18 protein-coding genes and 1 pseudogene are annotated in these 22046 nt (G+C 33.4%); 2 read left to right on the forward strand and 17 right to left on the reverse strand.

Annotated features, from left to right (window positions below):
- Position 1: 1 nt before the first annotated feature.
- The 13 genes and pseudogenes from rpoZ to TDSAC_RS05380 form a co-directional block, all read right to left on the reverse strand.
- Complete coding sequence (gene rpoZ / locus TDSAC_RS05320; RefSeq protein WP_108309222.1) at positions 2-193, reverse strand: DNA-directed RNA polymerase subunit omega; 192 nt, start codon at positions 191-193, stop codon at positions 2-4.
- Between the two features lie 2 nt (positions 194-195).
- Positions 196-843 (reverse strand): guanylate kinase, encoded by a 648-nt coding sequence (gmk, locus tag TDSAC_RS05325; protein WP_108309223.1) that lies wholly within the window; start codon positions 841-843, stop codon positions 196-198.
- 3 nt (positions 844-846) lie between these two features.
- A complete protein-coding gene (locus TDSAC_RS05330) occupies positions 847-1677 on the reverse strand; it encodes an SDH family Clp fold serine proteinase (protein ID WP_108309224.1) in 831 nt (276 codons plus the stop codon).
- Positions 1677-4079, reverse strand: a complete 2403-nt coding sequence (locus tag TDSAC_RS05335; protein WP_108309225.1) for an ATP-dependent Clp protease ATP-binding subunit — start codon at positions 4077-4079, stop codon at positions 1677-1679. Before TDSAC_RS05335 ends, TDSAC_RS05330 begins: the two co-directional genes overlap by 1 nt.
- Complete coding sequence (locus TDSAC_RS05340) at positions 4066-4398, reverse strand: chaperone modulator CbpM (RefSeq protein ID WP_234405729.1); 333 nt, start codon at positions 4396-4398, stop codon at positions 4066-4068. The genes TDSAC_RS05335 and TDSAC_RS05340 overlap by 14 nt, the downstream gene beginning before the upstream one ends.
- Positions 4395-5300, reverse strand: a complete 906-nt coding sequence (locus TDSAC_RS05345) for a DnaJ C-terminal domain-containing protein (protein ID WP_108309226.1) — start codon at positions 5298-5300, stop codon at positions 4395-4397. Before TDSAC_RS05345 ends, TDSAC_RS05340 begins: the two co-directional genes overlap by 4 nt.
- A complete protein-coding gene (locus TDSAC_RS05350) occupies positions 5290-5862 on the reverse strand; it encodes a nucleotide exchange factor GrpE (protein WP_108309227.1) in 573 nt (190 codons plus the stop codon). The genes TDSAC_RS05345 and TDSAC_RS05350 overlap by 11 nt, the downstream gene beginning before the upstream one ends.
- Positions 5863-6055: 193 nt before the next feature.
- The gene (dnaK, locus tag TDSAC_RS05355; protein WP_108309228.1) at positions 6056-7963 is read right to left on the reverse strand and encodes a molecular chaperone DnaK; all 1908 of its coding nucleotides are present in this window, start codon (positions 7961-7963) and stop codon (positions 6056-6058) included.
- Between the two features lie 204 nt (positions 7964-8167).
- Positions 8168-8596, reverse strand: coding sequence for a Fe-S cluster assembly scaffold protein NifU (gene nifU / locus TDSAC_RS05360; RefSeq protein WP_108309229.1), 429 nt, complete (start codon positions 8594-8596; stop codon positions 8168-8170).
- Positions 8578-9786, reverse strand: a pseudogene (nifS, locus tag TDSAC_RS05365) (cysteine desulfurase NifS). Before nifS ends, nifU begins: the two are co-directional and overlap by 19 nt.
- Positions 9787-9904: 118 nt before the next feature.
- Complete coding sequence (locus TDSAC_RS05370) at positions 9905-11599, reverse strand: ABC transporter ATP-binding protein (RefSeq protein WP_108309230.1); 1695 nt, start codon at positions 11597-11599, stop codon at positions 9905-9907.
- Positions 11600-11610: 11 nt separating this feature from the next.
- Positions 11611-12561, reverse strand: a complete 951-nt coding sequence (locus TDSAC_RS05375) for an MvdC/MvdD family ATP grasp protein (RefSeq protein WP_108309231.1) — start codon at positions 12559-12561, stop codon at positions 11611-11613.
- A 62-nt stretch (positions 12562-12623) separates the two neighbouring features.
- Positions 12624-12815, reverse strand: coding sequence for a hypothetical protein (locus TDSAC_RS05380; protein ID WP_108309232.1), 192 nt, complete (start codon positions 12813-12815; stop codon positions 12624-12626).
- A gap of 144 nt (positions 12816-12959) precedes the next feature.
- Here TDSAC_RS05380 and TDSAC_RS05385 point away from each other — a divergent pair, with 144 nt between their 5' ends.
- On the forward strand, positions 12960-14075 hold the full coding sequence (locus TDSAC_RS05385; protein ID WP_108309233.1) for a hypothetical protein: 1116 nt from the start codon (positions 12960-12962) through the stop codon (positions 14073-14075).
- A gap of 117 nt (positions 14076-14192) precedes the next feature.
- A complete protein-coding gene (locus tag TDSAC_RS05390) occupies positions 14193-15638 on the forward strand; it encodes an NAD(P)/FAD-dependent oxidoreductase (RefSeq protein ID WP_108309234.1) in 1446 nt (481 codons plus the stop codon).
- A 178-nt stretch (positions 15639-15816) separates the two neighbouring features.
- Here TDSAC_RS05390 and selA read toward each other — a convergent pair whose 3' ends face one another.
- The 4 genes from selA to TDSAC_RS05410 all read right to left on the reverse strand — a co-directional run bounded on the left by selA (position 15817) and on the right by TDSAC_RS05410 (position 22037).
- On the reverse strand, positions 15817-17166 hold the full coding sequence (selA, locus tag TDSAC_RS05395; protein WP_108309235.1) for an L-seryl-tRNA(Sec) selenium transferase: 1350 nt from the start codon (positions 17164-17166) through the stop codon (positions 15817-15819).
- A gap of 8 nt (positions 17167-17174) precedes the next feature.
- Positions 17175-17699, reverse strand: a complete 525-nt coding sequence (locus tag TDSAC_RS05400) for a hypothetical protein (protein WP_108309236.1) — start codon at positions 17697-17699, stop codon at positions 17175-17177.
- Between the two features lie 63 nt (positions 17700-17762).
- The gene (locus tag TDSAC_RS05405) at positions 17763-20885 is read right to left on the reverse strand and encodes an efflux RND transporter permease subunit (protein WP_108309237.1); all 3123 of its coding nucleotides are present in this window, start codon (positions 20883-20885) and stop codon (positions 17763-17765) included.
- A gap of 3 nt (positions 20886-20888) precedes the next feature.
- Entirely contained in the window at positions 20889-22037 is a 1149-nt protein-coding gene (locus TDSAC_RS05410) for an efflux RND transporter periplasmic adaptor subunit (RefSeq protein WP_199919717.1), read from the reverse strand.
- Between the last annotated feature and the right edge of the window lie 9 nt (positions 22038-22046).

Below are 22046 nucleotides of genomic sequence, written 5' to 3' on the forward strand. Positions count from 1 at the left end.
TTTACTTATTTATAGTAAATTTTATTTTCCCACTTGCAATTTCTTCAAATGCCTGCTCGAGAGGATCGCTAACATTAGTTGTGAAAAGGTCTTTATTACTTTTTATTTCTTTTGCTCTTTTTACAGCTACAATAACTAAAGCATATCTAGACGGTATCATTTTCAACGCATTTTCTAAACTAGGCGCTATCAAAACTAAATTACCTCCTGTCCAAATTGTATTTCTGATCTAAGTCTCGAAATTATATCTTCTCTTCTTTCTCTTTTTGCCCTCTGAGCAACAATTATGCATTCTAGCTCGCTAGCTGCTTCTATAACACTACTATTTACAATTATATAATCATATATAAAATATTCTTCAATTTCTTCAATCGATCTCGAAAGCCTTCTTTTTATCTCATCAAAATTTTCGGAAGACCTTGTTTCCAACCTTAATCTTAGATCACACCATCTTGGTGGAACAATAAAGATTAAAATTGCATCAGGGTACAATGATTTTATTTTACTTGCACCTCTTGTATCTATTTCAAGAACAACATCACTATTCTCACTTAATTTTTTTAAAACGTAATCCTTTGGGGTTCCATAATAATTTCCGTGAACTTTAGCCCATTCCAAAAGGTTATCTTTTTCTATGTGTTCCAAAAACTCAGATTCAGAAACAAAAAAGTAATCTTTGCCATTAACTTCGTTAGGCCTTCTAGGTCTGCTTGTCATAGATATAGAAAGACAAAGCATTGGATCTCTTTGCATTAATTCCTTTATTACTGTCCCTTTGCCCACACCAGAAGGACCAGAAACTACAAACAATAAACCTTTTTTTTCATCACTTTTTTTGTACACTATTTATTTATTGCCTTTCTCAGGAAGTTTGTATGGAATAGGTATGAATTGTACCGATGGCCTTCTATTTCCTGCCTGAGGATATAACTCCATTAGCTCATACACTTCTTCTGGCAAATCATTTCTCACTGAAATACCCAAATTTTTAATCTCTTCGTAGGAAATAGGATAATCATGCGTCCACTTTCCACTTGTAAAAAGTTCAGCAAGGAAAGAGGCCTTTTCTGAATCCATTCTATCTTGTAAAAGTTTTTTAATAGTACTTTTTACTTGGTTAACAGCCTTTTGTGACATATCTGCTAAAATTAATGTTTTGTCATCGACATTTTCAATACCTTTCTCTCTAACTACCTGTAAAATAGAAACAGCTGGGTACTCTCCCAGCTGCGGATCAACAGGACCAAGAACTGCATTTTCATCAAGGTATATTTCATCGGCAGCAAGAGCAAGCATGGTACCGCCAGACATAGCATAGTGAGGTATAAAAACCCTCACAGGTGCAGGATGCCTTATTAACGCCTTTGCTATCTGCTCTGCTGCCAATACCAATCCTCCTGGAGTATGAAGTATGATATCAATAGGCATATCCTTTTCGGTAAGCCTTATTGCTCTCAAAATTTGTTCAGAATCATCTATGTCAATATATCTCGAAAGAGGAATACCAAAAAAAGATATAGTCTCCTGTCTGTGTATAAGAGTAATAACCCTGGAATTCATCTTTTTCTCCATAGATCTTATAGTCCTAATTCTCATGTTTTCTAGATATTTCTGCTGCAATACAGGAGTAAAAGCAAATATTATAAAAATAAACCAAATTATGTCAAAAAAATTCATTATTCAACTACCAGTCCGATCTTATTATCTTCTACCACTATCTTCACGGTATCTCCTTCCTTAATCCTATTATTTAAAAGCTCCTTCGCAATAATATTTTCCAAATTTTTCTGTATATATCTTTTAAGAGGTCTAGCACCCATTGTAGGTTCATATCCCTCTTTTGCAAAAAATTTCTTTGCATCCTCTGTAAGTATTAGTTTTATTTTCTTTTCATTCAATCTTTCTTGAATATCATTTAATATCAATTCAACAATTTTTTCAATATCAGATCTAGAAAGAGGCTTAAAAACTACAATCTCATCAATTCTATTTAAAAACTCCGGTCTAAAAGTAGAATTTAATAGCGATAAAACTCTATTCTTTGCCTTTTCAAATTCTTTTTCATCTTCTACATTAGAATTTAATAGTATATCAGAACCAAGATTAGATGTCATTATTATAACAGTATTCCTAAAATCAATAGTCCTACCCTTACCATCTGTTAATCTTCCATCGTCAAGAACCTGTAAAAGTATATTAAAAACATCAGGATGTGCTTTCTCTATTTCATCTAAGAGTATTACAGAATATGGCCTTCTCCTAATAACTTCTGTCAGTTGACCTCCTTCTTCATAGCCTACATAACCTGGAGGAGCACCCACTAGCCTCGACACAGAATGTTTCTCCATATATTCTGACATATCAATTCTTACAAGAGCATTTTCATCCTTGAATAAAAATGCAGCAAGAGCCTTGCTTAGCTCAGTTTTACCCACACCAGTTGGACCAAGAAAGAGAAATGATCCTACTGGCCTTCTAGGATCCTTTAGACCTGACCTTGACCTTCGTATCGCTTCAGAAACAGCAACTACGGCCTCATCTTGACCAATAATTCTTTTATGAAGAATATTTTCCATATTAGTCAATTTGTCAACTTCTTCTTGAACAAGCTCTGTTACAGGTATGCCTGTCCATTTGGAAACCAAATTTGCAATGTCTTCCTTATCTACTACTTCGTTAACTTTTTTATCAATTAACCATTTATCTCTTTTCTCCTTAAATTTTCTTGAAAGAGCCTCAGATTCACTCTTTAACTTTGCTGCCAATTCGTAATCTTCTCTTTTTACAGCTTCCTGACCCTCTTGATATAATCTTGATAACTTATTTTCCATTTCTTTAAGTTCCGTAGGCATATTAGAAAGCTGAATTCTCACTTTAGCAGCAGCTTCATCAATCAAATCAATAGCTTTATCAGGCAAAAATCTATCAGATATATATCTTTCAGATAAATGAGCAGCCGATTCAATTGCCTCATCTGTAATTTTTACCCTATGATGCGCCTCATATTTGTCCCTTAAACCCTTTAAAATAGAAATGGTATCATCTACGCTTGGTTCCTTTACAAAAACCGGTTGAAATCTTCTTTCAAGAGCAGGATCTTTCTCAATATATTTTTTATATTCATCTAGCGTAGTAGCACCTATTACCCTTAATTCACCTCTTGCAAGGGCAGGTTTAAGTAAATTTGATGCGTCAATGGCACCTTCTGCAGCGCCTGCTCCAACTACAGTATGTAATTCATCAATGAACAAAATATAGTTTTGTGTTTTGGTTACAGAATCAATAATTGTTTTTAATCTTTCTTCAAATTCTCCTCTAAATTTAGTACCTGCAATCAAAGCACCCATATCAAGCGCTAAAAGTTGTTTTCCCTTCAATATCTCAGGTACATCGTTTGAAGCTATCTTTTGAGCAATACCATCAACAATAGCTGTCTTTCCAACACCGGGTTCACCAATTAGAACCGGGTTGTTTTTCGTTCTTCTGGAAAGAATCTGCATTACTCTCTCAATCTCTTCATCTCTACCAATTACAGGATCTAACTTTCCCTCTAAAGCAAGTTGAGTTAAATTTCTTGTATACTTTTCAAGAGCTTGGTATTTCTCTTCTGCACCTGGATCTGTCACTCTTTGAGTACCCCTTATATCTTTAAGAATTTGATAAACCTTTTCTTCTGTAATACCATACTCGTTCAAAAGGCGCGACGCTGGGCTCTCGCCTTCTTTTACTATCGCAATCAAAACATGATCTACTCCAACAAATTCATCCTTTAACCTAATCGCTTCTTCCTCCGCTATATCTAAAACCTTCTTCAAAGAGGGAGTGATATATATTTGTGGAGTAGAAGATGAATATTGTATTTTTGGTAATCTGTTCAAAATCGATTCTAATCTATTTTTAATATCATTTTTATTAATTCCAGCTCTTGTTAAAACTTTTCCTACAAGACCATCCTGTTGATTAAGCATCGCATACAAAAGATGCTCTACATCAAGCTGGCTGTTTTGAAATGTCATTAAAACTCTCTGTGAAGACTCTAACGAATCCCTTAACTGTTCTGTAAATTTATCTGGGTTCATTATTTTCACCTTCTTTCTCTTGAGAAATACTTTTTAGTAAATTATTGAGCCTTGATACTTCTGACTCTAGTTCTTCTACTCTTTTTGACAATCTTAAAATAACCTCAACACCTGCAATATTTATCCCAAGATCTTTTGTAAATTCTTGAATTTTTTTTAGAACTTCTATGTCTTCATCACTAAAAACCCTCGTTTTACCATCAAGTTTTTTAGGACAAATTAACCCTAATTCTTCATATCTTCTTATTGTCTGTGGGTGAATTGATAACATTTTTGAAACAATACTTATCGCATAAAAGCCACTAGTTTCTGGCATCATTTCTCACCCCTTAATTTTGCCCATTTTGTAACAATCTCTTTTTCTTCACTCGAAAGATTTTTTGGAATTTGAACATTTATATTTACAAGCAAATCTCCTCTTGTCTTGTTGTGCTTAAGCGCACCAAGTCCTTTTAATCTAAGAATAGTCCCTGATGAAGATCCAGCCGGGACCTTCACCTTCACTCTTCCTTCAGGAGTCTCTATCGGGATTTCACCACCAAGAAGAGCTGTAAACAAAGAAATGTTAGCTGAAGTCTTTATATTATCGCCTTCTATAGAAAATCGCGGATCCTTTTCAATCTTTACTTTTAGATATAGATCTCCGCCATTTTGACCCAGGCCCCTGAATCTAATCTTAGAACCTTCCTTTACTCCAGCAGGGATCTTTAATTCCACATCTTTATTAAGGTATGGCAAATTAACTCTTTTTGTAGTACCATGTAAATATTCGCTAAATGATATGGTAACCTCAGATTCCACATCTTGGCCAACATCTGCCCTAACGTTTTGTTGTTTTCCAAACAGGTCAAACGGTGAAAATCCTCTACTAGAAAAACCTCTCTTACCAGTAGAACCAAAAATGCTATTTATAAGGTCAAATATATTATCAAAATCACCGGGATTGATATTATATTGAGTATAGAAATTGCCATTGAAATTAAAGTTCTGGCCACCTACTCCCTGAGTTGTCCATGTAGAACCCATCTGGTCGTATATTTTTCTTTTTTCAGGATTTGATAAAACTTCATGAGCTTCATTTATTTCTTTAAATTTTTCTGCATCGCCGCCCGGTAAATCAGGATGATATTTTCTGGCTAATTTTTTATATGCCTGTTTTATTTCCTTCTCAGTAGCATTTCTATCAACTCCAAGAATCTTATAATAATCTTTATACTTCATCTAAAGTTTCGCCTTCCTTTTTAGGCGGCCGACTCACTTTAACTTTTGATGGAATTAATACCTCATTGTTATATATATACCCAGCACTCAACTCCTGGAGTATGGTGCCCTCAGGTTCATCTGATTCCTCTGTAAATACTACTTCATGATATAGAGGATTAAAAATAGTGCCTGGTTCAGCATTAATTTTTGTTATATTTTCTGATTTAAGAGCTTCATATAAATTTTTATAGACCATCTCTATTCCCTTTTTAAAATTTTCAGAATCAGAATAAGATAGTGCCCTTTCGAGTTGATCAACATTTGGCAATATCTTTGCTAAAAAATTTCTTCTAATTTCGTTAGTTCTAAATTCTATTTCCCTCTGAGTTCTTTTCCTTAAGTTATCATAATCCGCCAAACTTCTTAAATATTTATTTTGCAAATCATTTATTTCTTCTTGGAGTTTTTTAATAAGAGCATCTTTATCCTCAACCGGGGTTTCAACGTAATCCTTTATTTCTTCGCCTTCTTTATTTTCACCGTTTTCACCGTTAGTGTTTTCTATCTTTATTTCAGACATATTTTACCTCCTTTAATATGCCAGATTAAATTCTAGCTCTGAAAAATAAATATCTAAATAGATTTTTAAAATAATATAAACTGGTAGCGAGTGACATATACAGCCTTATTGGCATCCCCGCATTTGTCACTCGATACCTTGTATTTATAAGTAACTTTTTAAGATTTATAAAAAACTAGGAACTAAATTTTCTTTAATTTTCCTTTTTAAAATCAGCATCTATTACTTCACCCTCTTGTGGACCCTGTCCTGAAGAACTATCTGTTGTAGGTCCCGAAGAAGATGCCGAAGAACTACTCTTATAAATCTCCTCGCTAAGTTTATAGCTTAGTTGCTTTAGTTCATTCATCTTAGCTTCAATTTCAGACTTACTTGCATTTTTCTTGATCAAATCTCTTAACTCAGAAATTCCATTTTCTATTTTTGATTTCTCGTCTTGAGAAATTTTATCACCTATATCTTTCAAAGTCTTTTCTAAGCTATAAGCAAAGCTCTCTGCTTGATTCCTTGTATCAGCTTCTTCTTTAATTCTTCTATCTTCCTCAGCGAATTGCTCAGCTTTTTTAATCATTTCATCTATTTCTTCTTTAGATAGAGTAGAAGCACCTGTTACCGTAACTTTCTGTTCTTTACCCGTTCCAAGATCTTTTGCATGGACAGTTAATATGCCATTTGCGTCTATGTCAAAAGTAACTTCAATCTGCGGAACACCTCTTGGTGCAGGAGGTAAACCTTCAAGTCTAAATCTTGCAAGAGTTCTGTTATCTCTTGCCATTGCTCTTTCTCCTTGTAAAACGTGAATCTCAACTGCAGGTTGATTATCTTCAGCGGTAGTAAATATTTCACTCTTTTTAGTAGGAATAGTAGTATTTCTTTCAATCATCTTTGTAAACACTCCACCAAGTGTCTCAATTCCAAGAGAAAGAGGAGTAACATCTAACAAGACTACATCTTTTACCTCTCCTGCAAGAACAGCACCTTGAATTGCAGCACCCACAGCCACAACTTCATCTGGATTTACACCTTTATTAGGCTCTTTTCCAGTCAATCTTTTAACCAGTTCTTGAACTGCAGGCATTCTTGTAGAACCACCAACGAGAATAACCTCATCTATATCTTCAATTTTTAACTTTGCATCATCAAGAGCTTGTTTGAACGGTGCAATACATCTCTCTGTAAGATGCCTTGTGATATCCTCAAATTTTGCTCTAGTAATACTCATTTCAAGATGTTTTGGACCTGTTTGATCTGCAGTAATAAATGGCAAGCTAATATTTGTAGAAGTCATTGAAGAAAGCTCAATTTTCGCCTTCTCTGAAGCCTCTAGAAGCCTTTGCCATGCTTGCTTATCGGCTTTTAGATCTATTCCTTGATCCTTTCTAAATTCATCAGCCAGATAGTTTGCAAGTGCTAGATCATAATCATCTCCACCAAGGTGTGTATCGCCTGATGTGGATTTTACTTCAAAAACTCCATCTCCAACCTCTAAAATCGAAACATCAAACGTTCCACCACCTAAATCCCAAACAAGAACAGTCTCGTTTTTCTTTTTGTCTAGACCATATGCAAGAGCTGCAGCGGTAGGCTCGTTAATAATTCTTACCACATCTAAACCTGCAATCTTACCAGCATCCTTCGTAGCCTGTCTTTGTGAATCGTTAAAATATGCAGGAACAGTAATTACCGCCTTTGTAATCTTCACGCCCAGATAAGCCTCGGCATCTGTTTTTAATTTCATCAAAACCATAGAAGAGATTTCTTCTGGTGAAAGCTCTTTGTTTATGGCAGGAATTCTAAATCTTACTGAATCATTCGGCCCCTGGACGACCTCATAAGCCACTCTTTTCCTTTCAGCAGCAACCTCTGAAAAACGATGGCCAATGAACCTTTTAGCTGAATAAACAGTATTATCAGAATTGAGTACAGCTTGCCTCCTTGCAAGTTGACCTACTAACCTATCGCCATTCTTTGTAAAGCCAACTACAGAAGGAGTAAGCCTACTACCCTCACTATTAGGAATAACTACAGGTTCCCCACTCTCAACTACAGCAATGACAGAATTAGTGGTACCTAAGTCGATACCGACAATCTTCTCTGACATTATTACACCTCCAAAAAGTTTATTTTATTTTATAAAAGAGAATATAACATATTTATTAATATGTGTCAATAGTATTTATAATATAATACTAAATGTAATATCATCAATATATTAAATAACTTTAGCAGAATATTACATTATAATAAACAGAGCGTTCCGTAAAGAATTCTTTACGGAACGCTCTGTTTATTAATTCAAGAAATTTTATATTTTTGATTGGTGCTCTTTTATAACTTCGGCGTGTGTTCTTTCCTTCCACAATTCAAGATTATGAGATTTACGGTAATCGTTGATAGCCTTATGTATAGCTTCTTCAGCCAAGACACTACAGTGCATTTTTATAGGTGGCAAACCATCTAAAGCTTCGGCTACAGCTTTGTTTGTAATATTCCACGCCTCTTCAAGAGTTTTGCCCTTTATCAATTCGCTCGCAATACTTGAAGAAGCAATTGCTGATGCACAGCCATAAGTTTCATACTTCACGTCCTCAATAATATTGTCTTTGACTTTTATATATACTTTCATTATGTCACCACATCTGGGATTGCCTACTTCACCTATTCCATCAGCATCAGGTATTACTCCTACATTTCTTGGGTTCCTAAAGTGATCCATTACCTTTTCACTGTACATGAAGTCTTTTCCTCCTTACTAACAATTTCGCTCCACAGAGGAGACATGGACCTTCTTTTTTCTACAATTTTTGGCAATACTTCTAAAACATAATCTACATCTTTTTCTTTAGTATTTAAACCTAGAGTCATCCTTATAGAACCATGTGCAACTTCGTGAGGTAGCCCAATGGAAAGAAGAACATGTGATGGTTCAAGAGAACCAGACGCACAAGCACTTCCTGTAGAAACAAAAACTCCTGCATCTTCTAAATCGAAAAGTAGGGTTTCGCCTTCAACGCCAAGAAAACTAATATTCACGTTGTTAGGTAATCTCAAATCTCCTACCGGACCATTTAGTTTCGTATTTGGAATCTCATCTAAAATGCCATTAATCAATCTATCTCTTAAAGTAGTCAAACGCTTAATCTCAAAATCTTGTTCACTTTGTGCAATTTCAATAGCTTTACCTAAACCAATAATTCCTGGAACATTTTCCGTGCCCGATCTTTTGCCCTTTTCCTGAGAACCGCCATGAATAAGATTTTCAATTTTTACACCCCTTTTTATATAAAGTACCCCTACACCCTTTGGACCATAAAACTTATGACCAGACATAGACAGCAAGTCAATATTCATTAATTTGACATCTATTGGCAAATGCCCAACTGCCTGAACTGCATCAGTATGAAAATATATACCCTCTTCTCTGCAAATTTTTCCAATTTCTGATATTGGCTCAATCGTACCAATTTCGTTGTTTGCAAACATTATTGAAACCAATATAGTCTTCTCAGTAATAGCATTTTTCAGATCTTCTATGTTTATAAAGCCTTCAGAGTCGACAGGTAAGTATGTCACAGAAAATCCATTCTTCTCAAGAAACTTACTTGCATTTAGTATTGCATGATGTTCAATCTGTGACGTGATAATATGATTTCCCCTGGCTCTATTAGCAAATGCTATGCCCTTAATAGCCCAATTGTCGCTTTCAGAACCACCAGATGTAAAATAAACCTCGTTCTCATCCGAGTTTATAACTTTTGCTACTCTCTATCGCGCAAGCTTGATAGCACTTTTGTTAATCTCAGAAAAAGAATACAAGGAAGATGGGTTCGCGAAATTTTCCTTGAAATAAAGCATCATCTCATCTAAAACACCTTGCCTTACAAAAGTAGTAGCAGCATAATCCATATATATAGATCTCTTCATCTTAAATCCTCCTTAAATTACATTTTTAATAATATACAATTACTTAAAATTTTCACGAATAAAGTTTACTAATTTACTCAACTATTATTTTATAATAATTTATTATTTTAGTCAACTATTAAATTTTAAAGTTTGATTTGTCTGTCTTAAAAATCCTGCCCTCTTGAATAACCAGAAGATAATCAGAATATCTTAAGTTCTCAGGCCTATGGGTAGTATAAATAATAGTCTTATCGTGAAATCTATTCATAATATTCTCAAATAAGTCTTTTTGTGTGTTTATGTCGATTGCCGATGTGGCCTCATCAAAGATAAAAACTCCTGCATTTGTAAGCAAGGCTCTCGCAAGAGATATTCTTTGTCTTTGCCCCTCAGAAAGCATATATCCCCTCTCCCCCACATGAGTGTGGATTCCATCTGGCAAGTTTTTTACAAAATCATCTAAACATACAATTTTTAAAATCTCATCTATATCGCAATTTGATTTATCAAAATTCGAATATTTTATATTTTCAAGAATCGTTCCATTAAACAATATTGGTCTTTGTCCAACCAAACAAATGCTGTCTCTGAGTGAACTCAGTTTGAATTCCTTTATATCTTTGTCATTTATGAGTATGTCACCCATAGTGGGCTCATTAAAGCGAACCAACAAAGAGGCGATTGTAGTCTTACCAGATCCAGACTTGCCAACCAAAGCAACCTTATCAGAACGAAAAATTTTAAAATTTGCGTCTTTAATTAACAGATTATTAGATTCATACAAAAAGTTGACATTTTTGAACTCAATACAGTTAATTATGTTATCTTTTATACATTCATGTCCATCAACTATTAGTTCGTTTTCATTTAGGAGAGATAGAACTCTTTTTATACCAGCCCTCGATTCATAATAAAGGCTAATGCTCTGAGAAATGCTGTTAATAGGTCCATACAAGGATTCTAAATAAGAAATAAAAATTATCAAGTCTCCAATGGTCAAATCATTTGACAAAACCTGTTTTACCCCAAACCACAATATCACTGCAGTACCCAGAGCGATTAATACGTTTACAACCCAGGCATGAATAGTTTCAAAAATATTAAGTTGGAGATTTAGACTAAGCGCGTCGCTGCTGGAGGTTTGAAATTTTTTGTGCTCAGAATCCTCCATATTAAAAATTCTCACGATAGACATGTTGTTTAAGAAATACTCCACAGTAGACAACAGCTTGCTCTCTTTTTCCCTCAATTTATTTGAAACTTTAAAAATAGCATTATTTAGAAAAGAGATAGACAAAAACAAAACAGGGATAGTAAGGAAGAATACAAATAAAAGCTTTTGATTTATTTGAAATATCACAACAAATATTCCAAAGAGAAGAATTATTGAAGAAATCAAAGGAAAAATTATTTTTGTCGCTATAACCTGAATTGACTGAGTGTCATTTATAGTTCTATATATTATGTCACCTGATGATTTTTTATTAAAATATGATATCTGAATTTTCTGTAATTTTCTATAAATATCCATCCTGAAATCGGTCAATATTGCGTTTCCAAAATATATTTTAGATATATTATTCAGCAGTACAAACGCGCCTAACAGAAAATATATTAATACAAATGACGCACAAAGAATAAATAGTTGAATATCGAAAGGCAGGTGCCCCACAGCGCTAAAAGGCAGATTTTTCTTTTCAATTAGATAATCAAATGCAAATTTTACAGGCCAGGGCTTAAGAAGTTGAAATAGTTGGATAAAAAGAATCTGAAATAGTATAAAAAACGTAATTTTTTTATAACGAAAGAAATACCTAAAAATACCTTTCATTCTATATAAAGTTAATATCTTAAAAATGGAATGGCATAAAGAGGCGTATCGGGTGAAATTTCATTAATAACTTTATCCAATAGTTTAAGCTTTCTCTCAGAATCTAACCATGCCCATTGCCCATTTGGGTTTATCTCCAAAAAATAGTACTTATCATCGCTATATAGAAAGTCAAACCTTCCAAAGTGAAGTTTTAGCTCTCTCATAAAATGAAAAATAGAATCCCTTACACAGTCTGGCAGAATGTGTGGCAACCACATATCAGTAGTAGTATCAACCGATAACTCTCTCCAGTCAATCGTTTTGTCAAGAAAAGAAGTTCTATCAAGTTCAAAAGCAAATATTTCATCCCTTACAAATACTACCGTAATGTCCTTCTGAGAGTGAACATAATCCTGAATAAACCATGGACAATTGACATCTAACTCATTTTGATTCACTTTAGTAGCGAAAATTACCGACCCATCCTCAGAAATTGGCTCAGAGGTTAGGCTCTTAATAATAGTATCACCTTCTGTATTGAGTTTCTTATCAAAACCATATCTAAAAATATATTTAGGCACATTAAAGAACTTTTTAGCACATTTTAGTTGAACAAATTTTCCCACTCTATAATCCACCAGGGGCTCAGTTAAAACAATTTTATTTTCAGACCATAAAAGATTGATTATCTCTCTCATGACATACCATACTTCTATTTCATAGTAGGCATCTTCCGGAGATAGAATTTCTTCAGGAAAGAGATCTCTTATTTTGGAAGGCTTTCTCCAAAGAACCTTTCTAATATCTTTATTGGTGATATATCTACCAGTAAGGTCCTCAATCTTAAATGAATCTTCATCTATAGATATTTTATAATCTTTAAAAATATCAGTATTAAATCTAAATACCTTATCCTCGCCAATATAATATACTAAAAGATCTACAGTCGTATCATATGTAGTAGAAAATATAAATAACAAGTAATCCCCCTTAAAGAAAAAAATTACCCACATCCAACTAATGGATATGGGCTCAAGTTTAGCTAAGAATCCCCTTCAGTTGACTTGCTTTCTCCATCGAACATAGTAGAACTTTTCATGCTGTATTTAATCAACTTAAGATCTTTCCCTACCCAGCGCCTTTGCATAATGTGATCGTAAGAACCAGTTTCAGCCAATAATTCTTCTTTTGAAATAGAAATCTTTGCTCTTGCCAAATCCTTTCCCCTTAACATCCCACTCAACCTCCTTTAATTTAGATTATTCTAATTAGTATTAGTAATATACCATAAATAGTGTTGTTATTCAAGTTTGACAGTAATAATTTTAATTAACTTTATGATAAAATTAACACTACAATAAACAATTTAGAGGATAAATTGACTAGATATGAAAAATTAACAATTTTTTCCTTTGTAGCTATTGGCTTTGTTCTTGGTTTTGCAGGTTCAGTTATTCCTAATCAGAAAAATTTACTTTTATGGACATCTTCTACTTCTTTTCAAATTCAAAGACTTCACATATTTTTCTTCAATTTAATTGCTGGAGGAACCATAATATTATGGTTCACAAAAAAAGAAACCAATTTCTCAAAAAGCACATGGCTTTATCTGATTATATCTTCTATTTACGCTTTCAGCCTCTTTCTGAACCTTTATACAGTTTCATTAATTTCCGGAACTTTATTAATTTTTATAGTTGAGAGCGTAAGAATTAAATATTTTGGCATATTACCTTTTGCTTTCTTTGATTATAAAGTAAGAGTTTGTAAAAAATTTCATTTAGCTTCTTTACTTTGTCTCTCAATTGGAATTTTTCTTGCCCAATTAGCAATTTTAAATAATTACTTTATTAAAATAATACCCCATGATATATTGCCCTTAAATTATTTTTATTTGGGTTTTTCCTTTCCACTATCGTTAATAATTTTTTCAATTATCTACGATCTGATAGACAATAAAAACACTATAGCCTTTAAGTTACAAAAAGAAATTAGCTTCTGGTTAGTTAATCTTGGTGTCATTACATTTTTTGTATTCATAATTTTAAAAATAGTTGTTGGAGAATTAATTTGCGCAAGCCTACTAATAATATATATTCTTTTTACAGCTTATTTATTCATAAAAAATTCTAAACACTTTGAAAACAAAAAATTTCTGTTATCCGGCTTAATGTTTTTAATAATAACTTCTATTACAGGATTCTTAATGATATGCCTACAATTTTTTTATTCAAATATTCAAAGTTATCAGACTTTAAATAATTTTTTGCTTCAAATACACGGTTATCTAGCACTATATGGCTGGTCTCTATCTGGTTTAATCGTGATAATTCGAAAGTTACATATTAAAAATAAATTTCCAAACAACACAAACATATTTTTCCACTGGTTTTTACTAGCTATTTTAGTCCCCCTCGGAATCTTTAACTCCTGGTTTGCCCTGTTTTCTGCAATTTTATTTACGTTTTATTTTTGGAAAATTCTCATAAAATAAATAGAAAAATAAATTATTATTAGTAATAATTATTACAATCAAACTTAATTTTTCGTATATAGTATATAATATATAAATATTACTATAAACATTTTTTTTAAAAAAGGTGGGTTCTTAATGTCAAAGATTGTAGTTTTAGGATCTGGAATATCAGGACACACTGCTTCGTGTTTTTTAAGAAAATATTTAGGTAATGAGCATCAGATCACAGTAGTATCTCCAACAAAAAAATATAATTGGATTCCTTCTAACGTATGGGTAGGGGTAGGCGATATGAAACCCGATCAGGTACTATTTGATTTAGAACCTATTTATAAAAAAGCAAATATTAATTTTATTAATGCAAAAGCAACAAAGATCTATCCTGAAGGTAACAAGTCTATTTCTTCTCCATTCGTTGTAGTAGAAGAAATAAGTTCTAAAAAAGAAAGAAATATTGAATATGATTATCTAATTAATGCAACTGGCCCAAAACTTAATTTTGATGCTACAACAGGTTTAGGCCCATCTAGGAATTCTCAATCAATTTGTTCTGCATCGCACGCCGTTCAAGCCTGGGAGAATCTTAGCTCTTTAATTAAAGAAATGAAAAACGGTAAAAATAAAACTATCGTTATAGGAGTTGGACATGGAATGGCTACATGTCAGGGAGCTGCTTTTGAATATCTTTTTAATGTAGAATCAAAACTAAAAAGAGAAAAAGTTAGAGATAGAGCAAGAATAATTTATATAACCAATGAATACGAACTTGGCGATTTTGGAATGGGCGGTTTACATTTGAAATATGGTGGTTATATTGCTCACAGTAAAACCTTTACCGAATCACTTTTTGCTGAAAGAGAGATCTTCTGGATAAAGAGAGCTCATCCATTAGAAATTAGCAAAAATAAAATAAAATATGAAACGCTTGACGGCACCTTTCACGAGTTAGAATTTGATTTTGCAATGCTGATACCTCCTTTCGCCGGTGTAGGGCTTAAAGCTTTCAATAAAAAAGAGGAGGATATAACTGGTTCTCTATTTTTGCCTAATGGTTTTATGAAAGTGGATGGAAATTATAATCCTAAACCATATATAGAATGGGATGCAGAAGATTGGCCTAAAACCCTTCAAAACCCAAAATATAAGAATGTATTCGCTATAGGAATTGCATTTGCACCACCTCATCCAATTAGCAAACCAATGCAAAGTCCTAATAAAACAACAATTTCTCCTACAGCTCCTAGAACTGGAATGCCATCAGCAATGATGGGAAAAGCTGTAGCTCAAAGTATAGCTAACCTAATAAAGGGAAAAAATAAACCACTACATACTGCAAGTATGGCGAAATTAGGTGCTGCATGTGTAGCTTCTACTGGAACTGGTTTTTTTTCTGGAACAGCAGTATCAATTACTGTTTATCCCATAGTTCCAGATTTTAAAAGATTTCCTGAATACGGTAGAGACCTTAATTTTACCTTTGGAGACATAGGTTTAGCCGGACATTGGATTAAACTACTTCTACACTATGCCTTCATATACAAAGCAAAGCTAAATCCATTCTGGTATATAATTCCTGAATAGTGAGGTATTTAAAATGGTAGATAACAGAAAACCTTATGAGCAAGCTTTTTTTGCATCAAAACCCCTCTGGTATACAAAATTCTTAAGAACTTTTCTCCTTTGGCAATTAGTCAAATTTATAATTATTAATATTAAAATGACACTTATGTTACTAAGATCGCATAGAGGCTAAAAATACTTAAGACATCTCGCTTAAAGCTTGTAAAATAAAATCAAGTTCTTTAGAATAAACTGTTTTCATGTCCAGAAAGTAAAAGTCATCTAATACTCTGCCTATTATTGGTATACTTCTTCTTGTCAAGAAGGTTTCTATATCCTTCGTAGATAATATTTTATGTTTAATGCCAATTCCTATGGTTTTGAAAAAACTTCTAGGAGTAGAACCTCCTCCAAGCCTTCCCTCACTTTCAAAAATTTCTAAAGTAAGATTCTTATTTTTAACGTTACTAATAATATATTTTGCATCTTGAATCATTTCATCTATGGTTTTTGCAAGCATTCTATAAACAGGTATTTCTTCGTATCGTTTGTCAAGATATAGTCTCAAAGTTCCTTCAAGTGCGCATAAAGTCATCTTGTCAACTCTTAAAACTCTCATTAAAGGATTTTTTCTAATCCTCTCAATTAACTTACTTTTTCCTAAGATTATCCCGCATTGCCCTGCTCCCAGAAGTTTATCTCCAGAAAAACTTACAATATCTGTACCTTTTTGAATGCTTTCTTGAACAGTTGGTTCATAATTTAAACCATATTTTCTCAGGTCAATCAGGCATCCACTACCTAAATCCTCAAAAAATAAGATATTTTTTTTCCTGGCAAGATTTGATAATTCTTCCATTTTAACACTTTGAACAAATCCCTCTTGATAAAAATTGCTTTGATGAACCTTCATAATAGCACCAGTTAATTCACTTATATTGTTCTCATAATCCCTTAAATGAGTTTTATTAGTGGTACCCACTTCCTTCAGAATTGCTCCAGAAGATGTTATTACATCTGGAATTCTGAAAGATCCTCCTATTTCAATAAGTTCAGATCTCGAAATTAACACTTCTTTTTTGTTAAGAAGAGTATTTAAAGTTATATAAACAGCAGCAGCATTATTATTTACTACCGTTGCATCTTCAGAACCAGTTAAAGCTATAAGGATATCTCTAATTAACAAATCTCTTCTTCCCCTCTTGTTATTAAAAAGATCATATTCAAGATTAGAATAATTAGTAGCTATTTCAGCCACTTCTTTAGCCACTGAATCATTTAGAGGAGATCTGCCAAGATTAGTATGTATAATAATTCCCGTAGCATTAATAACTCTTTTTAAAACAGATTTATTTAAAAAATTTAACTTTATCTTTATATTTTCAATAATTTTATCTTTAGTAATATTTTTACCGCTTCTAATAGCTTCTCTTGCTATTTCTACTTCTCTTTGGCTAATCAATACACACAAATCGTGCGGAACATTAATATCGTTTCTTTTTATTTCTTTAAGGATATAAGATATAGATGGAATTTGATGAAAATCCATTTTTTCACCTACTCAAATATGTCATTAAATTTACATTCAAATCTAAAATTGCCTAATTTGTTTTTAAAAATTATTTCTTCTTTTGGTAAGGGTAAAAATACATCTTCATCTAAATCAAAGAGATACAAACATCGAATGTCAATGTGCCTTTCGCTAAAAAAGTCTAAATCAAATTTAGAGAAAAAATCCTTCAAATGAATAATAAGATCTCTGTAATAAAACGTACACTGATCGATATTTTCTAAAATATCTCCTAAAGAAAACAAATTTCTTGATATATTATAAAAACTTACTTCTTTAACATCAAATCTTATTCCTTTTGAAATAAAAGTTTTACCAGAACTAAAAAGTATGGAAAAAAAAGGTGAAACTTTTATGCTTTTTAAATCATCATCTATACTTGAGAGTTGCAAAATCCTATAATTTGGGAATCGGATTGGTTTATTATCCATTACTCTATATGCTTCAAAAATTTCATGTATTACAGGAAAAGAACCGATATTATTTCTAAAAGTAAATTCTAAAAAAGTCAAATTTTACCTCTCCCTCTTAATCATCGAAGATTTCAAATTTTAATTTAATATATTACCTGAAACTTATTTTTTTCCAAAGATTTTATAGGCAACTTTTTCTACAGCTATATATAAAACAGGAATTATAAATACACCTATAAAAGTTCCTGTTAACATACCACCTACCACCGATGTGCCCATAGCAATTCTTGCGCCGGAACCCGCACCGGATGCGATTGCCAATGGCAAACAGCCGAAGATAAAAGCAAAGGAAGTCATAAGAATTGGTCTTAGTCTTACCCTCGCAGCCTCTACAATAGCTTCAATTTGGCCCATCCCACTTTCTTCTCTGATCCTTGAAAACTGAATTATTAAAATTGCATTTTTTGCAGCAAGCCCAATAAGCATTATAAGCCCAATTTGCATATATACATTATTACTAAGATGTCTTATATATTGGAAAAAAGTTGCACCAAACATCGCAGTAGGAACTGATAATATTACACTGATGGGAACAAACCAACTCTCATATAAAGCTGCAAGACATAAAAACGCAAAAATTAGAGATAGAGCAAAAAGAATAGGTGCTTTCTGCCCAGATTTTTGTTCCTCCAGGCTCAAATCTGCCCAATCATAAGAGAAAGTTGCAGGCAAGACTTTATGCGCTACTTCTACCAATGCTTGCATAGCTTGACCTGAACTATAACCAGGAGCAGGATTACCACCAATTTGAATTGCTCTATAATTATCAAACCTTTGTATTACTGAAGGACCATCTGTAAGTTTTGCACTAGCAAGGGTACTTAAAGGGATCATTTTCCCTTCAGGATTTCTTACATAAAAAAACTTTATATCATTTGGAGTAGTCCTAAATTGAGGTAAAGCTTGCATAGTTACTTTATAAGTTTTTCCATAAAGATTTATATCGTTAACCTCAAGGCCTCCATAAAAAGTTTGCATTGTATTAAATACATCAGTAAGAGGAATTCCTAATTTTTTTACTTTATCTCTATCAATATTATAGGTATAGCCAGGTGTATTTGCATTAAAAGTGGAATAAATTGTTCCAATTGCAGGCATCTTTTTTGCTTCATTAATAAATTCTTTAGAAATGTTATCCATCTCTTGAAAACTCGCTTCCCCACCTCTATCCTCAAGCATTATTGTAAAGCCGCCTCTTGTTCCAATTCCTGGTAAAGAAGAGGGAAGTAGCGGTAAAACTGTTGCATTTGGGAATTGCTGAGATTTAATAAATATTTGTCTTAAAATGCTTTGCGCAGATAACTCTTGAGTTCTTCTTTCATCCCAAGGCTTAAGTCTTATAAAGATAACGCCTGTGCTTGAATCGGCAGCAAAAGTTAAAAAGTTTATGCCGTTGACACATGTAACAGCATATACACCGGGAATTTGCCTAATTACTTGACCTATTTCATTTATTTCATTAGAAGTAACGTTCAAACTTGTGCCCTGTGGTAGTGAAACTGCTGCTATAAGATAACCCTGATCCTCATCTGGAACAAAAGAAGTTGGAAGTTTAGAAACAATAAAAAATGTAACAATCGTTAACAATATAATAAATAACAAGCCCCATTTAACTTTTCTAATCAATTTGTAAACTATTTGAGAATATTTATAAACAATCCTTTCAAAGTTATCGTTAAATTTGTCAAAAAACTTAGCAAGCAACCCTTTGTGTTTGGTTGGATCATATGGAGTTAACATCCTCGCACACAATGTAGGTGTAAGAGAAAGTGCTACTATTACAGAGAGGATCATAGAAACAGTTATAGTTAATGCAAATTGCTTATACAAAACCCCCATAGTTCCACCAAAAAATGCAACTGGTATAAAAACTGAAGCCAAAACAAACGCTATTGCTACAATTGCAGCTGAAACTTCTTTCATAGCTTTTTGAGCAGCCCCAAAAGGGTTCATACCGTCATATCTAATATGACGTTCTACTGCTTCAATAACTACAATTGCATCATCAACTACCAAACCTATTGCCAAAACCATAGCAAAAAGTGTAAGAGTATTGATAGAAAAACCAAAAACAAGAAACATAGCAAAGGTACCTATCAATGACACTGGTACGGCAAGCATTGGTATAAGAGTCGCTTTCCAGGACTGCAAAAAAATAAAAATTACTACCATAACTAAAAGCAAAGCCTCAAATAAAGTTACTAACACCTCCTTCAAAGATTCTCTTATAAAAAGCGTGTTGTCAACAACGATTTCATATTTCATATCAGGAGGGAAATTTTTTGAGGCATTTTGTATGATTTCTTTGCACTGATCTACTGTTTTCAAAGCATCAGCATCAGGAGTTAGTTGTACTCCAAAAGCAGCCGCATTATATCCATCCATAGTTGAGTTATACATATAAAACCTACCACCTAAGTTAACTCGAGCAATATCTTTTAACCTCACAATAGATCCATCAGGATTGGCTCTTACTATAATATTTTCAAACTCTTGAGGTGTACTTAACCTACCCTTTACTCTGGTAATATATTGAAATGCTTGATCAGCAGGTGTTGGCATTTGACCTATGGTGCCGGATGCTGCTTGTACATTTTGTTCTTTTATTGCATTGTAAACATCTGTCGTAGTTATACCCAATTGAGCCATTTTTTCTGGATTTAGCCAAATTCTCATCCCAAAGGGAGATCCATACATCATTACCTGACCTACACCCTTCACCCTTTGTAATTGCTGAACTATATTAATATTTCCATAATTTGCTAGAAAAGTAGACTCATATGTTCCTTTGGGAGAATAAAGCGAAAAAACAAGAGCATTTTGAGGTGTAACTTTCATCACATTAATTCCATACTGAACCACCTCAGAAGGCAATAAAGGAGATGCCTGACCCACTCTATTCTGAGCTTGTACAGTAGCCAGATCTGGATTTTTGCCAAGTTCAAATTGAACTTGTAATGTATAACTTCCTGTATCAGTACTTGTAGATAACATAGAAACCATACCTTCTACACCATTAACCTGATCTTCCATTTGTTGAGCAACCGTTTGTTCTACAGTTTGAGCATTTGCAGCAGGATAATTCGCTATAACATTAACTTGTGGAGGGGTTATCTGAGGATAAACAGCAATTGGTAAATTTACCATTGCAAGCAAACCAACCAGAACTATTATTAACGAAACAACAATCGCAAAAATTGGGTTTTTAATAAAAAATTGCGCCATAAACTACTTTATACCCAAAGATTCGGGAGTGACCTCTATTACTTTAACAATAGTTCCTGTAGGAGCTTTCTGAAATCCTTCAACTATAACGTTATCACCAGGCCTAAGTCCATCCTCTACAACCCAAAGAGAACCTATCCTTGGTCCCATTTTAACAGGAACCATCTGTGCTTTACTATTGTTATCTACAATAGTAATAAAGGTCTTATCCAAAATCTGCTGAACCGCCATTTGAGGTACAAGAATAGCATTTTTTAAGTGACCTTCCAAAAGAACTACTTTAGCAAACATTCCTGGAACAAGAATATTCTCAGGATTTGGGAAAAGTGCTTTTATTGAAAGAGTTCCGGTATTTTGAGTAAGACCTCTATTTATTTCAGTTATTTTTCCTGGATATTTATAAGTCGTTCCATCAGAAAGCACAAGTTTTATCCTTTTACCTACATCACTATTTATCGGATCAACACCATTTTTAATCATATTTAGATAATCGTTTTCAGAAATGCTGAACAAAACATACATAGGATCGGGCGACGATAACGTGCATAAAACAGTTTGCCCAGCGGTGACGAATGCACCTAAACTCAAATCATCTCCGACACCCAGCTTACCACTAAAAGGTGCAACAATTAAGGTATCGCTCAAATTATCTTCAGCCTGTTTGAGATTTGCTCTCATTGCTTCTACAATCTGATAGTCTTGTTTGGCAATCGATGCGGCTGTATCTGAAGTTTGTTGTGGAACAGCATCCTGAGCAGCAAGAATCTTATATCTGTCGGCATCAAGCTTTGCATTTTCATAATTTGCAATTGCCTGTGCTAACTGTGCTTTTGCCTGAAGAACAGCAGCCTCATAAGCTCTTTTGTCAATTTGAAAAAGGGGCTGACCTGCTTTTACTAGATCTCCACCCTTTATATACTTTGCAACTATATTTCCAGAAACTTTAGCTTTGATTTGAACATCGTTCACAGCTTCTACTTGACCTACGTAATCTTGATAAACATCAGTATCCTTTACTATAACTTTCATTGCCTTAACTACCGGTATTCGACTTACAGGCACGCTTTTCTTGTTAAGAAAACTAAAAGCTAATAGCACAATTATAAGAATACCTATAATCGAAGATGCTATAATAACCTTTCTTTTTAACATATCTTTTAA

Source organism: Thermodesulfobium acidiphilum (assembly GCF_003057965.1).
Classification (GTDB): Bacteria; Thermodesulfobiota; Thermodesulfobiia; order Thermodesulfobiales; family Thermodesulfobiaceae; genus Thermodesulfobium; species Thermodesulfobium acidiphilum.

Excerpts from the sequence above, each read along its gene's own strand:
- TDSAC_RS05330 (WP_108309224.1), bottom strand. The coding sequence starts at position 1,677 with ATGAATTTTTTTGACATAATTTGGTTTATTTTTATAATATTTGCTTTT.
- TDSAC_RS05335 (WP_108309225.1), bottom strand. The coding sequence starts at position 4,079 with ATGAACCCAGATAAATTTACAGAACAGTTAAGGGATTCGTTAGAGTCT.
- TDSAC_RS05340 (WP_234405729.1), bottom strand. The coding sequence starts at position 4,398 with ATGATGCCAGAAACTAGTGGCTTTTATGCGATAAGTATTGTTTCAAAA.
- TDSAC_RS05345 (WP_108309226.1), bottom strand. The coding sequence starts at position 5,300 with ATGAAGTATAAAGATTATTATAAGATTCTTGGAGTTGATAGAAATGCT.
- TDSAC_RS05350 (WP_108309227.1), bottom strand. The coding sequence starts at position 5,862 with ATGTCTGAAATAAAGATAGAAAACACTAACGGTGAAAACGGTGAAAAT.
- dnaK (WP_108309228.1), bottom strand. The coding sequence starts at position 7,963 with ATGTCAGAGAAGATTGTCGGTATCGACTTAGGTACCACTAATTCTGTC.
- nifU (WP_108309229.1), bottom strand. The coding sequence starts at position 8,596 with ATGTACAGTGAAAAGGTAATGGATCACTTTAGGAACCCAAGAAATGTA.
- TDSAC_RS05370 (WP_108309230.1), bottom strand. The coding sequence starts at position 11,599 with ATGAAAGGTATTTTTAGGTATTTCTTTCGTTATAAAAAAATTACGTTT.
- TDSAC_RS05380 (WP_108309232.1), bottom strand. The coding sequence starts at position 12,815 with ATGTTAAGGGGAAAGGATTTGGCAAGAGCAAAGATTTCTATTTCAAAA.
- TDSAC_RS05390 (WP_108309234.1), top strand. The coding sequence starts at position 14,193 with ATGTCAAAGATTGTAGTTTTAGGATCTGGAATATCAGGACACACTGCT.
- selA (WP_108309235.1), bottom strand. The coding sequence starts at position 17,166 with ATGGATTTTCATCAAATTCCATCTATATCTTATATCCTTAAAGAAATA.
- TDSAC_RS05405 (WP_108309237.1), bottom strand. The coding sequence starts at position 20,885 with ATGGCGCAATTTTTTATTAAAAACCCAATTTTTGCGATTGTTGTTTCG.
- TDSAC_RS05410 (WP_199919717.1), bottom strand. The coding sequence starts at position 22,037 with ATGTTAAAAAGAAAGGTTATTATAGCATCTTCGATTATAGGTATTCTT.